The sequence below is a fragment of the Streptomyces glomeratus genome (assembly GCF_021462825.1).
Lineage (GTDB): Bacteria > Actinomycetota > Actinomycetes > Streptomycetales > Streptomycetaceae > Streptomyces > Streptomyces glomeratus.
In genome coordinates this window covers 201,053-215,336 of the sequence record NZ_JAKEEB010000009.1, presented here as the reverse complement: position 1 = coordinate 215,336, position 14,284 = coordinate 201,053, and the positions used below count along the sequence as shown (strand labels likewise).

The 14,284-nt window shown below is 68.3% G+C and carries 12 protein-coding genes; 8 read left to right on the top strand and 4 right to left on the bottom strand.

Going from position 1 to position 14,284, the window contains the following annotated elements:
- Window positions 1-113 precede the first annotated feature (113 nt).
- The 5 genes from LZ604_RS13795 to LZ604_RS13775 all read left to right on the top strand — a co-directional run bounded on the left by LZ604_RS13795 (window position 114) and on the right by LZ604_RS13775 (window position 3,652).
- Window positions 114-938 (top strand): thaumatin family protein, encoded by an 825-nt coding sequence (locus LZ604_RS13795; RefSeq protein WP_234515360.1) that lies wholly within the window; start codon window positions 114-116, stop codon window positions 936-938.
- Between the two features lie 73 nt (window positions 939-1,011).
- A complete protein-coding gene (locus LZ604_RS13790) occupies window positions 1,012-1,860 on the top strand; it encodes a glycoside hydrolase family protein (RefSeq protein WP_234515359.1) in 849 nt (282 codons plus the stop codon).
- Between the two features lie 130 nt (window positions 1,861-1,990).
- Window positions 1,991-2,419: a septal ring lytic transglycosylase RlpA family protein gene (locus LZ604_RS13785; protein WP_234515358.1), complete on the top strand. Its 429-nt coding sequence runs from the start codon at window positions 1,991-1,993 to the stop codon at window positions 2,417-2,419.
- Between the two features lie 58 nt (window positions 2,420-2,477).
- Complete coding sequence (locus tag LZ604_RS13780; RefSeq protein WP_234515357.1) at window positions 2,478-2,882, top strand: hypothetical protein; 405 nt, start codon at window positions 2,478-2,480, stop codon at window positions 2,880-2,882.
- 281 nt (window positions 2,883-3,163) lie between these two features.
- Window positions 3,164-3,652: a CAP domain-containing protein gene (locus LZ604_RS13775; protein ID WP_234515356.1), complete on the top strand. Its 489-nt coding sequence runs from the start codon at window positions 3,164-3,166 to the stop codon at window positions 3,650-3,652.
- 583 nt (window positions 3,653-4,235) lie between these two features.
- On the opposite strand, the gene LZ604_RS13770 is transcribed toward LZ604_RS13775, so the two are convergent.
- Window positions 4,236-4,910 (bottom strand): hypothetical protein, encoded by a 675-nt coding sequence (locus LZ604_RS13770; protein ID WP_234515355.1) that lies wholly within the window; start codon window positions 4,908-4,910, stop codon window positions 4,236-4,238.
- Between the two features lie 1,049 nt (window positions 4,911-5,959).
- On the opposite strand from LZ604_RS13770, the gene katG reads away from it, so the two are divergent.
- Entirely contained in the window at window positions 5,960-8,149 is a 2,190-nt protein-coding gene (katG, locus tag LZ604_RS13765) for a catalase/peroxidase HPI (RefSeq protein ID WP_234515354.1), read from the top strand.
- 451 nt (window positions 8,150-8,600) lie between these two features.
- Complete coding sequence (locus LZ604_RS13760; protein WP_234515353.1) at window positions 8,601-9,242, top strand: carbonic anhydrase; 642 nt, start codon at window positions 8,601-8,603, stop codon at window positions 9,240-9,242.
- Window positions 9,243-9,321: 79 nt separating this feature from the next.
- On the opposite strand, the gene LZ604_RS13755 is transcribed toward LZ604_RS13760, so the two are convergent.
- From LZ604_RS13755 to LZ604_RS13745, 3 genes are all read right to left on the bottom strand, one after another.
- Entirely contained in the window at window positions 9,322-10,296 is a 975-nt protein-coding gene (locus LZ604_RS13755) for an L-threonylcarbamoyladenylate synthase (RefSeq protein ID WP_234515352.1), read from the bottom strand.
- 56 nt (window positions 10,297-10,352) lie between these two features.
- Complete coding sequence (locus LZ604_RS13750) at window positions 10,353-11,558, bottom strand: FAD-dependent oxidoreductase (protein ID WP_234515484.1); 1,206 nt, start codon at window positions 11,556-11,558, stop codon at window positions 10,353-10,355.
- 654 nt (window positions 11,559-12,212) lie between these two features.
- On the bottom strand, window positions 12,213-12,608 hold the full coding sequence (locus LZ604_RS13745) for a L,D-transpeptidase (RefSeq protein ID WP_308283586.1): 396 nt from the start codon (window positions 12,606-12,608) through the stop codon (window positions 12,213-12,215).
- Window positions 12,609-13,039: 431 nt separating this feature from the next.
- Here LZ604_RS13745 and LZ604_RS13740 point away from each other — a divergent pair, with 431 nt between their 5' ends.
- Window positions 13,040-14,245 carry a PP2C family protein-serine/threonine phosphatase gene (locus tag LZ604_RS13740; RefSeq protein WP_234515350.1) on the top strand — a complete coding sequence of 402 codons (1,206 nt, stop codon included), beginning with the start codon at window positions 13,040-13,042 and terminating at the stop codon, window positions 14,243-14,245.
- Window positions 14,246-14,284 lie beyond the last annotated feature (39 nt).

Here is a 14,284-nt window from a genome sequence, read left to right as displayed (position 1 = left end):
CGATGCCCTTGACCCGGAGGCCGGCACGGTAACCGGCCTCCCCACCGCCTTGCTGCGGGTTGCCTTCCCGCGCCGTTCGGAATCCGCTCGATGACGTCTTACGACGAGGAATCATGCGCAGAACACCTCTGAAAATCCCCCTGCGACTCCCCTTGACCACCCTCCTCACCGCCCTGGTCGCCGCGGTCGCCGCAGTCCTGATGCCGGCCACGCCGAGTACCGGCGCGGGCACGGCCGTTCCGCGCTCCGCCGCACCGGTCGCCGCGGCGGCGGTCAACCACACGGTCACGTTCGTCAACAACACCGGCAGGAAGATCTGGATCGGCAGCGATGTGAACGCCGACGGGTCCAAGAACTTCACCAGGCTGCCGGTCCTGGAGGCCGGCCAGTCGGCGACGGTGACCGTTCCCGAGACGACGGCGCCCGGCCACTGGCGCGGAAAGTTCTTCGCACGCATGGGATGCACCGGGACGCCGGGCAGCACCTTCCACTGTGCGGTCGGGGACTGCGGCAAGTTCGCCGACCACTGCGCCAAGGACACCGGAGAACAGCCCACAAGCCTCGCGGAGTTCAACTTCGACCCCGAGGACGCGATCGCTCCCTGGTACGACGTGAGTTACGTGAACGCGTTCTCGGTCCCGATCACGATCGCCCCCCGGAACGTGGGCTCCGGCGGTGGCGGGTGCGACACGATGGGCTGCGCGGAGAACCTGCTGCCGAACTGCCCCACGGCCGATCTGACGCGCTGGGCGGACGGCAAACCAATGCTGTGCACCAATCCCGACCGGGACGCCAAGACCGCCTACAGCGACATGATCGCCTCCCATTGCCCGAAGGCCTATGGGTGGTCCCGGCAGGACCAGGAGCCGGGCAACAAGGTGATGCAACAGTGCAGCAAGTGCAGCGGCTTCCTCGTGACCTTCCACCGCGCCTCGTGACCGCAAAGGCAATCCGGCCCTCCTGACCGTGAATGCCACTTGACGAGAAGGCCGGACGACAGAGGAAGAAGCCGTGCGAAAAATACCCAAGATACGCGGACTCGCCGTGATTCTGGCGGTGCTGGCCCTGCTTGCGACCGGCAATGATGCCGCCACCCCCACTGACCCGGTGAACGCGTCCTCCGCCACGGTGAAGAAGAAGGGCGTCAGCGCCTGGAACTTCACCGGTGTCACCAGGACGCTGACCGACTCGAAAGCCGGTTGGTTCTACACCTGGTCCTCGGGCAGGCAGCAGATCACGCCCCCGCCCGGTGTCGAATTCGTGCCCATGATCTGGGGCAAGGACTCGGTGACCGACGCGGAACTGGGCGAGGCCGAACAGCAGGGGAAGACGCTGCTCGGGTTCAACGAACCCGATATGCCGGGACAGGCGAACATGACCGTGCCGCAGGCACTCGCACTGTGGCCCCGGCTGCAGTCGACCGGCATGCGGCTCGGAGCACCCGCGGTCGCCACCGGCGCCGACCGCGCAGACGGCTGGCTCGACCGCTTCATGAAAGGCGCCGCCAGCCGTCACTACAAGGTCGACTTCATTCCCGTGCACTGGTACGGCGGGGACTTCGACACCCCGAATGCGACCGCCCAGCTGCGCAACTACCTCCAGGCCACCTACAACCGCTACAAGAAGCCGATCTGGCTCACCGAGTATGCACTGATCGACTTCTCGACCGGCACGCCCAGATATCCGACGCAGGCACAGCAGGCCGCGTTCGTGAAGCAGTCGACCGCCATGCTGCAGGGGCTGCCGTTCGTCGAACGGTATGCGTGGTTCACCCTCTCCACCAGCCGCGGTGACGGCACCGGGCTCTACAACGGTGCGTCGGCCACCGAGGTGGGCGCCGCCTACCGCGCGGCCGGCTGAGAAACAGCCCCACCCTGCATCCGACAACAGCCGTGCCGGCTCTCGCATGCCGCCACGGACAGGAAGCACATCGCTCCCTTCACCGATCCACCACGACGTCGAACAACGCCATACGAAACGAGGAACGAGCATGAGCAAGCGCACACTCTACGCCCCGCTGACCACCGGAGCCGTCACATTGACCGCCATACTGGGGCTCGCTCCGGCGAGTTCGGCTGCGCCCGCCACCCCGCAGGCCGACAACTGCTGGGCGACGCACTACGGTCCCATACCCGCCGGAGCCCTCACTGCCAGCGGCGAGGTCTTCGACAACAACAAGAACACGGCGGCGACCTCGCTGACCCGCAATCCCCAGCTGCCGTTCGGGACCCGCGTGCAGGTCACCAATGTCGCGAACGGCAAGTCACTCGTGGTCCGCATCAACGACCGCGGAACCTTCCAGCAGACGCCGCAGGAACCGAAGTGCCTCGACCTGACCGACGGTGCCTTCAGCCGGCTCGGCGGCAGCCTCAACCCCGACGCAGGCCACATCGTGGTCAAACAGAAGGTCCTGAACTGATCCCGGGCTCTCAGATCCGCTGCGACCAGATCAGCCATGCCCTGAAAAGCAGGACCTCATGACCGCCATCAGGCAGAAGACAGCAGCCGGACTGGCCACACTCGCGGCCGGCTTCGGTCTTGTGACCCTCGCCGCGTCCGCAGGGGTGGCCGCTCCCACCGCGCCCGTCATCAACCCCTGCAACGCACACCAGATCAGTCCCGGGAGCCACCTCTTCGTCCGGCTCCAAACCGGTGACGAAGGGCTCTGCTTCACCGGCCAGGGCACCACGACGGACGTCCGGAACCTGACCCCGTTCGAGGCGATCGACCTCAAGCCCGCGGACGGCAAGCTCATGCAGGTGACCCTCACATACGTCACCGCGATGGGTGAACAGAAGGACAAGACCCTCAACCGTGAGGGCCAGGTCTTCAGGTTCCCCGGCTACTCCTTCCTCAAGAAGGTCGTCATCAAGCCCCTTTGATGACCGGCGGCACCTGACGGGCGGGGGCCTGACCGGCGGTGCCGGATCCCTGGCGGCCCACACATTCCGATACGCCACCCGAGACACCGGCGAACCGCGGGTTCTCTCCGGCCGGCACGGAAACCACTCGGCGCGGCCGTGAAAGACGGCGGCGGCCGCGCCGAGTACCGCCCACCCGCCGTGCGCCGCCTGGGCCTTCGTACCGCCCGACGACGCGGGGCTCCGACTCCCCGACAACGTTCCGCTGGGCTGCAGTGCCCCGCCCTGGTTTGGAGACAACCATGTCAGTCCCCCGACACCTTGTGACGATCCTTGCCGGTGCGGTGGCGTCCGCCGCGCTGCCGGCCACTCCCGCGTCGGCGGCCGCCGGCCCTGCCTCGATGCGGTCGGAAGTCATCAGGCTGACCAACGCCCAACGTATCCAGGCCGGTTGCCCGGCGCTCACTAGCGACACCGCACTCACCAAAGCCGCCCAGAGCCACACGGCCGACATGGCGGACCACGACTTCGTCGACCACACCGGCTCCGACGGCAGCAGCCTTGTGGACAGGGCCCAGGCGGCCGGCTACACCGGCTGGAGCGCCCTGGCCGAGAATGTCGCCGCCGGGCAGACCACCGCGGCCGACGTGGTCAACTCCTGGATGAACTCCCCTGGCCACCGGGCGAACATCCTCAACTGCTCGCTCAAGCAGATAGGCGTCGGCTACGTGACGAAGCCGGGCAGCACCCATGGCACCTACTGGACCCAGGACTTCGGCGCGAAGTTCTGAGCCGGCTGTGCAGTCCCCCTTCCCTCGGGGGCCGCGACTCGGAGACATCCGTCCGACGTCGCCTCGTGGGCGGTCGGCACGGTCGACCGTTACGCGGGGAGCGGGTCCTCCGGCCACCGGAGGCAGACGGAATCGGCCGCCTGCGCGAAGGCCAAGGGGCCGGGGGGCCGGGGAGCGTCACCGCCTCGTCGGCATCGACTCGCTCCGCAACGCCGACGGGAGGCTCCCCCAGCGGCAGTGGCCGGTGCCCAACCAGGCGGAAGGGTGACTCCGCCGCGTTCAGCGGGATGATGAGCTACCAGGGCACCGTCCGTGCGCTGTCCAGCCGCACCTGCAAGGGGGCGCGGTGACGCGGGGGCTTCCCCGTCGTTCCCGTTGAGGTTGATCGCGATGCGCAGGGCGCCTTCGACCGGCACCCGATACCGCTGTGCGGCCTTCTTCGACACGCAATCCATGCCGCTGGACGAGCCGGTCTGCCTGAGCCCCGACAGGCCCACCGCTCCTGCGCCACCAGCGACCCGAGCTGCCCCGGCTGCCTCGCGGAGACACGGACCGCGAGGCAGCCAGGCGCGCGATCGGTGAGTCAGCCTTGGACGACGAACGTCTTGGCCTTACCGGAACGGCTGGAGCAGGACTGCTTCTCCTGAGCGGTCATCTTCCTGGACTTGACGACCACCGCGTTGCTCTGACCGTCCGTCCCGTTCGGGGCAGGCCCCGTGACTACGTCGGGGACGAACCAGAAGTAGTGGCCCCACTTCCGGTCGTCGTAGTGCGTCTGCCATGTGCCGGAGACGGTCTGCATCACCTGCGCACGGGAGATCCAGCCCACTTCACCGGGTTTCACCGTCATGTTGACGGAGCTGGTCTCCGAGTGCGTGCTCGACCAGGTGTGGCTGTAGGTCGCCGTCACGCTGAGGTCGATGATTCCCGCTACCTTGCCGCCGGCGGTCACGGATACGCCCGCCGAGTCCGTGGAACCGATTGTGTCGGACCAGGTCATCGACTGGGTGGCGGGCGACGAGCTGCAGTTGTAGAGCGAGTCGGAGACCCGGTGGAAGTCTCCGAGATACGCCTGGCCCAGCTTGGGGTCGTTGAAGGTGCACTTCCCTGCACCCGAGTCGCAGTCGGCTATGAGCTGTGCCCGGGTGGGCTGATCATCGGCCGAGGCCGGAACGGCTATCGCCGCGACCATGCCCAGGGCAGCCGCCGAGAGCGCCAGCATCCTTCCGCCGTAGCGCATCCTGCGGTTGTTCGCCATAAATGTGCCTTTCGCTGTGCATGAGGGGGGTCGGCGATCGCAGGGAGAGCGACTGACCAGTCACCGCGACCACCGCCGGTTGCGATCCAACAGACGCAACAACTGACTTATCTACACCACCAGTTGCTGAAATCCCAGCCGTGGGCGACCTTCTGCCTGTTACGGTCAGCGGCTCTTCAGCGGTCTCTCATCCGTACCGGGCGGCCACTGCCCGCTTGCGGCCCTCCGGTGGTCTCGTCGTGCCGGCGCCCGGATGGTGACGGACGTCGCGAGACCAGTCGGAGGTGGACGCCTCGTGCTCCGCGAACCAGGATTTCCCGGGCTCGGCGAGCAAGGACCAAGACTTCGCCGGCGGTGCTCATGCCCCGGCCGTGCGACGGGCCACTGACGCCGGTAGTCGACGCGGATGCACGGGCCGTTCGGCCGTACCGCCCTCGAAAGGGGCTGCTGCCCCCGGCGATGCGGAGACCTGTACCTGCCAACGCCACAATGCGGCATTCGATGCGTCCGGCAAGAGGGACGAGGAGTGCCTCTCGGCAGCGGACTGGCCGGCATGGCCTTGGGCGCCACTCGTCTCCCCTGGAAGGACCGGGTCGGCAGGAGGCCCGTCACCCTGGTCGGTCTGGCCGTCGCGGCAGGCGGTATGACGGTTTCCTCGGCCAGCGACCGCGGTGGTGTGCCCGCCGGCTCCCCGAAGGCTGCAAACACGCACCGGTGTCGCAGGTTCAGCGCTCCATTAGGTGCCAGGCCACGGCCACACAACTGTCCGCATCCGCTTGTCACGTCAGCGGGGCGATCATGATGATCAGAAAAAGCAGCCTTTTCTCGCCTGTCTCAGAGGCCGAGAGAGTCGTCAACCATTGAGCCTGACCCCAAACCACTTCGGACATCGAGTTCCTGTTGCGCGGGGTGTTCTGCGTGTTCTCGTGGTGGTGCGGTCTGCGGTGCGCCACCATACGGATGCCGGCACGTGCTCGACACCAGCAAGGCAAAAAACTCGAGAGTAGCAGCCAGCAGAAGGAAACACCGAGACAGGAAGAAGGACGGACGTGTCCCGCAGCGAAAGCGAGAACCCAGTAATCCCCTCCCCGACCCCCACACCGACTCGCCCCAAGACGAATCGGGACTGGTGGCCGAATCAGCTGGACCTCCAGGTTCTCCACCGGCACTCGCCCCAGTCCAATCCGATGGGCGAGGACTTCGACTACGCAGAAGAGTTCGCGACCCTCGACCTCGACGCGCTGAAGCAGGACGTCTTCGAGGTGATGACGACGTCACAAGACTGGTGGCCTGCCGACTACGGCCACTACGGTCCGCTCTTCATCCGGATGAGTTGGCATGCCGCGGGAACGTACCGCATCGCCGATGGCCGGGGCGGCGCCGGCGCCGGTGCTCAGCGTTTCGCCCCCCTCAACAGCTGGCCGGACAACGCGAGCCTCGACAAAGCACGCCGTTTGCTCTGGCCGGTCAAGCAGAAGTACGGCCGGAAAATCTCCTGGGCCGACCTTCTGGTCTTCGCCGGCAACTGTGCCATGGAATCGATGGGTTTCAAGACGTTCGGGTTCGCCTTCGGGCGAGAAGACATCTGGGAACCCGAGGAAATCTTCTGGGGGCCCGAGGACACGTGGCTCGGAGACGAGCGCTACAGCGGCGACAGGGAACTCGTCGGCCCTTTCGGTGCCGTGCAGATGGGCCTGATCTACGTCAATCCGGAGGGGCCCAACGGTAACCCGGATCCGTTGGCCGCCGCCCGGGACATTCGCGAGACATTCGGGCGGATGGCAATGAATGACGAGGAGACGGTTGCGCTCATCGTCGGCGGCCACACGTTCGGCAAGTGCCATGGCGCGGTCGATCCCTCGTACATCGGCCCAGAACCCGAGGCGGCTCCCATCGAGCAGCAGGGCCTCGGCTGGAGGAACACATACGGCAGCGGCAAGGGCGCGGACGCCCTCACCAGTGGGCTCGAGGGCGCGTGGACCTCCGAGCCGACGAAGTGGGACAACAGGTACCTGGACAACCTCTTCGGGTACGACTGGGAACTCACGACGAGTCCTGCCGGTGCGAAGCAGTGGACTCCCACGGATCCGTCGGCCCAGGGCACTGTGCCCGACGCTCATGATCCGTCGAAGAGGCACGCTCCCATGATGCTGACGACGGACCTCGCGCTGAAGGTGGATCCGATCTACGGGCCCATCGCGAAGAGCTTCCACGAGAACCCGGACAAGCTGGCGGTGGCGTTCGCCAAGGCGTGGTACAAGCTGCTGCACCGCGACATGGGCCCCCTCTCGCGTTACCTCGGCCCGTGGATTCCCGAGCCTCAGCTGTGGCAGGACCCCGTCCCCGACGTCGATCACGACGTGGTCACGGCCGAGGACATCGCCGCCCTCAAGGGCAGGATCCTCGCCTCGGGACTGTCCATCTCCCAGCTGGTCACCACCGCTTGGGCGTCGGCGGCGAGCTTCCGCGGCACCGACAAGCGTGGCGGGGCCAACGGGGCACGGATCCGGCTCGCGCCGCAAAGGCACTGGGAGGTCAATGACCTGCCCGAGGTGACGGAGGTCTTGCAGACCCTCGAGCAGATCCGGCACGACTTCAACCTCTCACAGGCCGGCGGAACGAAGGTTTCGCTCGCCGACCTGATCGTCCTGGGCGGGTGCGCGGCCGTCGAGCAAGCCGCCAAGAACGCCGGGCACGACATCACAGTCCCGTTCACACCGGGGCGCACGGACGCCTCCCAGGAGCAGACCGACGTGGAGTCGTTCGCCGTGCTCGAACCCACCGCAGACGGGTTCCGCAACTACCTCCGGGCGGGAGAGAAGCTGTCTCCGGAGACTCTCCTACTGGACCGCGCCAACCTGTTGACCCTGACCGCTCCCGAGATGACGGTTCTCATCGGCGGCATGCGGGCCCTGAATACCGGCTTCCAGCGAACCCCACACGGCGTCCTGACCCACCGGCCGGAGACATTGACCAACGACTTCTTCATCAACCTGCTCGACATGGGCACGGAGTGGAAGGCGTCGGCCTCGGCTGAGGACGTATTCGAAGGCCGAGATCGTGCCACGGGCGAGGTCAAGTGGACCGCCACCGCCGTCGACCTCATCTTCGGTTCGCACTCCCAGCTCCGAGCCGTCTCGGAGGTCTACGCGTCCCGGGACGCGGGAGAGAAGTTCGTGCGTGACTTCGTGGTCGCATGGGACAAGGTGATGAACCTCGATCGGTTCGACCTCGCCTGAACCCGACGTCCCGGTCGGCCGCTCATCGGCCGACCGGGACATCCTCGCCCAACTGGTGAGAGGAAGTGGCGCACATGGCCTCCGGATCTGTACGCAACCGTCAAGCCGCGCCTGCCGACGTCATGGAGCCCGGTTTCGCTGCTTCCGTACCCGGCACGAGAAGAAAGCTCCGCGGCAAACCAGCTTCCTTGGATGAAGGCCCGGTGGCGGTTGCGAGCTTCATCCGCGGGACCTTCTTGCAGCTTCTGGTTCCTGCCTCGCGTCTTGAGCGCGTGGCAGTTCGGGCAGAGCGCGATCATGACTTCGGGGATGTCCTGCACAGTCCTGGCCAGGCCGAAGCCGACATCGCCCGGCGCCTGGGCATCTGGGCGGTGCAAGGCAGCGACGCGCCCGGCGGGGCACGAGCGGACCTGGCGGCTCGACTCCGCAGGGCGGATCGTAGGCTTCGGCCATGAACGAGATCCAGGCCGCAACCCCCCGTCAAGCCTTCGAGCTGCTGATGGCCGGCAACCAGCGATTCGTCGCGGGAACCCCCGAGCACCCGAACCAGGACGCCGCCCGCCGTACCGAGCTCGCCGCGTCCCAGCGCCCGTTCACCGTGCTGTTCGGATGCTCCGACTCCCGCCTGGCCGCCGAGATCATCTTCGACCGCGGACTGGGTGACCTGTTCGTGGTCCGCACCGCCGGCCAGGTCATGGGACCGGAAGTGATCGGCAGCATCGAGTACGGCGTCGACATACTGAACTGCCCCCTGGTCGTGGTCCTGGGCCACGAGGCGTGCGGTGCCGTCGGGGCCGCCTGCGCCGCCCTGGAGGACGGGGTCGCCCCGGCCGGATACGTGCGCGACGTCGTCGAGCGGGTGACACCCAGCGTGCTCTCGGCCCGGGCCGCCGGTCGCGTGAAGAGCGAGGAGATCCTGGACGAGCACATCCGGCACACCGTCGACCTCCTGCTGGACCGCTCCCGGCTGCTGGCCGAGAAGGTCGCCGCCGGACAGGCCGCCGTGGTGGGCCTGTGCTACGGCCTGGCCGACGGCACCGCACGCCTCGTCGCCACCCGCGGCCTCGGCGTACCCGCCGTCACGGCACCCTGACTGCCGCAGCGCCCACAACATCCAAGGCGGCCACGGCCGTCCGTTCCGGGAGGCGGCGACCACGGATGCGACTGGTCACTTATGAGGGCCGGGGACCGGCGGCGCGGCGGAGCCGGTTGGCGATCGCCAGTCCCAGCCCCTCCTCCACCGGCACGGACGCGATGATGAGGTCGCACCCCTGCTGGTCGAGCTCGCGCAGGAACCCGTACAGTCCGTGTGCGTATGCGGCCATCGAAGAGGGGACCGTCACCACGGCGTGCGCCTTCACCGGAGCGTCGGCGAGGAAGGCGGGAAGAAAGACGCCCACCCGGTGCCCCAGCTCCTGGGCCAGCCCCGCCTCGGCGACGACCTTCTCCGGCTCGACGAGGACGACCCGCGCCCGCGGCGCGTAGTGCGACGGATGCTGGCCCGGCACCCGCACACGGCTCGTCGAAGGAACCTCAAGCGGGCACCCCAGCACCGCTTCGAGGTCCTCGCGCGTCACCCCGCCCGGCCGCAGAATGCTCGGGGCATCACCCGTGACATCGACGATGGTCGACTCGACGCCGACCTCGCAGGGGCCGCCGTCCAGCACGAAGTCGACGGCCTCACCGAGCTCGGCACGGACATGGTCCGCCGTGGTGGGGCTGACCGAGCCGAAGCGGTTGGCGGACGGGGCCGTGACACCGCCGCCGAAGGCCGACAGCAGCGCGAGCCCGACGGGGTGGTCGGGCACGCGCACGGCCACCGTCTCCAAACCACCGGTCGCTTCGAGGGGCACGCGGGGACCGCGCCGCAGGACCAGCGTGAGCGGCCCCGGCCAGAAGTGCTCGGCCAGCAGACGCGCCGTCGCAGGCACGTCCTCGACCCAGTCATCCAGATACTCCGCGCCGCCAAGGTGGACGATCAGCGGGTGGGAGGACGGACGTCCCTTGACCCGGAAGATACGCGCAACGGCGGCGGGGTCCTCGGCGTTGGCGCCCAGACCGTAGACGGTTTCGGTCGGGAGGGCCACCAGGCCGCCAGCGCGCAGCACACCGGCCGCCTTCTCGATATCACTGGTACTTGCCGTCACGCTGGCAATCCTCCCACTGTTCCGCCTCTCTCCTTTGTGTGGAGACCGGTCCAGGCTCATGGAGCGACGACCCATCGGGCGGCATCGCGGGCAACGCGAGTGGCGGCGTACTGCGTTCCGGCGACGAAGCGCATCATGGGGCCGAACATCGGGGCGGCCAGCGAACCAGTGACGTACAGCCCAGGCACGGATGTTTCGAACATACTGGTCAGCTGAGGGGCCTTGGAGCCGGGCACGCAGACGATGCGCCGCCGTAGCGTAGGGGCGAGAAACGCGAGCGCGTCGATGTCGAGGCGGTAGCCGGTGGCGGCCAGCACATGGTCGACAGCCAGACCCTCCGAACCGCCCGGCCCGGCCAGGCCCAGGAGGGCCATGGAGCCGGACGCCTCGGCGCGGGTGACGCGGCACGAGGTGCGCACCGGCACGACATCCTCGACCCGGTCGCGCAGCCACCAGCCGCCTGAGGGCCCCAGCGCCCGGCGGAACAACAGCAGCCGGGCGGCCGCGGGGAGCCACCGCACCCCGCCTGGTGCCCGGCAGACCGCGGCGAGCATCCAGCCCGTCCCCAGGGGTGAGGCGGGCTGCGCAAGCCGCTGCGGCCAAGGCCGCCTCGGCTGCGGAACCGACCCCCACCGAACGCGCCGCTCCCGCACGAGCACCTCCACCTGGGCTCCGGCCTCATGCAGCAGCGCGGCGCTCTCCAGCGCGGACTGGCCTCCTCCGACGACCGCGATCCGCTGTCCGGCATACCGCGACAGGTCGCTGTGGTGGCTGGTGTGCGACACCAGGGCCCCGGCTCCCGCTCCTTCCGGCGCGAGGCGCAGCAACTCCTTCGGTATGGATGCCAGGCCGTTCAATCCGGTCGCCACCACGACGGCCGCCGCCGTCAACTGCCGGCCGTCGTCGAGTCTCACGGCGAACCCGGAAGAGCTTGGGGCGCGGTCGACGCCGGCGACCCTGGCCGGTTCCACGTCGCCGACGTACCGCTTCTGGAACCACTGCCCGTAGCGCACGAACACGTCGCACGGGATCGGCGTCAATTCCGTCAGCTCCGACTCACCGTGCACCCTGCGGAAGTCCGCCAGCCGTCCGCCCGGCTCGGGTGCAGACAGGTCGGTGGCGTCCGGGGTCGACTTCAGGAACATCCCCGTGGCCATGGCATGCCGCCAACTGCCCATCACCTCCCCGAAAACCCGCACTGCAACCCCGGCGGCCCGCAGATGAGCGGCCACCGACAACCCGTACGGGCCAGCCCCGATCACCACCACCGGAAGCCCTCCGGGCCCGCCGACCACCCGCTCGTGAGCAGGGCGCTGCCCCGGAAGCGACTGCGTCACACATCCCCCCACCGATCAGCCCACCGCCCTCCCCAGGGCAGCGCGACACCTCGGAACGCCACGGCGGCCAACGGACCACCGCACGCGATCCCCCTCCCGCGACCGAGTGTTACCCATCATCCGCAGCCCGACCAGGATTTCAGCACACCTTGACCGAACCTAGCCAAAGCACCTGGGATCCTGGGAAACGTAATGTCCACGGACCTTGCAGGCGCTTCGCGCGAACTCGCCGCCGCACTCCGCGCCGCCCTGTACGGAGCCCTGGAACCTTTGGCCCGCGCCATCCCTCCCGCACCCTGAGTGACATGCGCAGCGGCCCCGCCTGGGCGGGGCCGGGGGGTGCTCGATGCGTGAGCGTCGCTCTCGGACCTGGCCGCTCTTGTCTGTGCAGGTCATCAGGCGCTGCTTCCAGCGGCACGTGGCTGCCGGGCCGCGACTGGGGCGTGCCCGCATCTTCTCAGCGCCTGGTGCAGGTTCGAGTCCCACCGGAGGGTGTCACTGAGCGCTTCGGCCGGCCAGTTGAGCGTGGACCGTGGGGCAGCTGTAGCCCCTGGTTTCGTCGCTGAGGAATGCGGGGCGCTACGAACCGCTCGGGCCGCCGGCGTTCTTGACAATCACTGTGTCGCCGACCCGGCTGAAATCGTAGAAGCGGTGGGCGTCCGCCGTGCTCAGGTGGATACAGCCGTGGGAGGTATCCGCCTGGCCGATGGCGTGGTCCCAGGGCGCAGCGTGGACGAACACACCAGCGCTGGTCAAGCGCACCGCCCAGTGGACCGTGAGGGCGTAGTAGTTGGGATCACGCGGATTGCACGTGATGTTGGCGCTGCACGAGGTCATCCTGATGACCTCGTTCTTGCCCAGCACATGGAACGTTCCGGACGGCGTGCGGAAGTGGGACTTTCCGAAGCCCACAGTGAAGGTCATCACCGTCCGGCCGTGATCCGTGACGGTCATCCGGTGAGTCGCCTCGTCGATCGTCGAAACGTGGCCCGCGGAGGAGGGCTGGGCGGGACCGGCGCCCAGCGTCAGGACGGCCGCCAGGGCACCGACCAGTGCGAGCCGGGTGGCTTCACGGAGGCGTGAGCTTGAGGCTTGGCGTCGGCGTGCCATATCTGATCACCACCGCTCTCGTGCATAGACCAGCATATTCTCCTCTGTTCCTCGCATCGAGGTGGCCTCGGGATGCTTTCACGCGACAAATCAAACAGGTGATTGAATTCGAGGATGCGGGGCCGGGAGGGGGGCCGGTGATCTTGATGCCGGACCGGCTGATCGCATGGCTGGTGCATAAAACCGGTCGAGGTCAGCTGACCGCCTTGGCCGCCGCTCTCGCCCTCGCCGCGGCCTTGCCTGATGTGAGAGAAGTCGGGATCGGTGTGAGACTGGGCGCGGAAGGGGTGATCCCCGTGTCCGACCCACCGCACGCGTCCGCCGGTCCGGACACCACCGTCGACGAGAATCGGCTGGAAGAGCTGATCAGCAAGGCGCAGACGGCTCTGCCGGTCGAACTGTCCGCCCTGGCGAACGAGTGCGCCTCGGCCCTCGGCCTGGACACCGCGCTGGTCTACCTCGTCGACCTGCAGCAACGGCTGCTCATCCCGCTGGACGAGGCCTTGGAGCCGCTGCCGGTGGACGGCTCGGCGGCCGGCTGGGCGTACCGTACGGTCTCCCCGCGGCTGACCGACGCCGACGACGGCTCGATCGTCTGGGTACCTCTGGTCGACGGCGCGGAGCGGCTGGGCGTGCTGGCGGTGCGGACCGCCTCGCCCGACGAGGTACGGCTGAGCCGCGGCCGGATGCTGGCCCATTTGTTCGCCATGCTGATCACCTCCAAGCGCGCCTACAGCGACTGGCTCGCCGCCCGCACCCGCACCGCGACCATGCGGTTGCCCGCCGAAATGCTGCGGGCCTTCCTGCCACCCCGCACCATCGGCAGCAGCAGGTGCATCTCGACCGCGGTCCTTGAACCGGCGTACGACATCGCCGGCGACGCCTTCGACCACTCAGTGGTCAAGAACGTGCTGCACACCATGATCCTCGACGCCATGGGGCACGATCTGACCGCCGGCCTGACCACGTCGGTCGCCATGGCGGCGGCGCGCAACGCCCGCCGGGGCGGTGGCGACCTGGCCGACGTCGTCGGCTCCGTCGACCAGGCGCTCGCCCGGTGGCTGCCCGACCAGTTCTGCACCGCCGTGGTGTGTCGGCTGGACGCCGAGACCGGGGTGCTGCGCTGGGTCAATTGCGGTCATCCCCCACCGCTGCTGATCCGTGACGAGCGGGTGCTCGCCGGGGCGCTGGACAGTCCCCCACAGCCGCCGATCGGCCTGGCCGGCCCACTCGCCCCGGCAGCCCGGCACGTCCACGAGACGACCCTGGAACCGGGCGATTGCATCCTGCTCTACACCGACGGTGTCGTGGAGGCCCGCGACACGGGCGGTGCGGAATTCGGCCTCGACCGGTTCACCGACTTCATCATCCGCTCCTCCGCCGCCGGACAGGCCCCGGCCGAGGTGCTGCGGCTGCTCATCCACGCCATCCTCGATCACCAGCGCAATCAGTTGAGGGACGACCTGACCATCATGCTCTTCGAATGGCGCCCGCAGCACTGACGCGTGCTCAGCCACTCCTCGGGGCCGTCCGCGCGGTCA

Coding starts and splice junctions, on each gene's coding strand:
- LZ604_RS13795 (WP_234515360.1), top strand. CDS start 114: ATGCGCAGAACACCTCTGAAAATCCCCCTGCGACTCCCCTTGACCACC.
- LZ604_RS13785 (WP_234515358.1), top strand. CDS start 1,991: ATGAGCAAGCGCACACTCTACGCCCCGCTGACCACCGGAGCCGTCACA.
- LZ604_RS13780 (WP_234515357.1), top strand. CDS start 2,478: ATGACCGCCATCAGGCAGAAGACAGCAGCCGGACTGGCCACACTCGCG.
- LZ604_RS13775 (WP_234515356.1), top strand. CDS start 3,164: ATGTCAGTCCCCCGACACCTTGTGACGATCCTTGCCGGTGCGGTGGCG.
- LZ604_RS13770 (WP_234515355.1), bottom strand. CDS start 4,910: ATGGCGAACAACCGCAGGATGCGCTACGGCGGAAGGATGCTGGCGCTC.
- LZ604_RS13760 (WP_234515353.1), top strand. CDS start 8,601: ATGAACGAGATCCAGGCCGCAACCCCCCGTCAAGCCTTCGAGCTGCTG.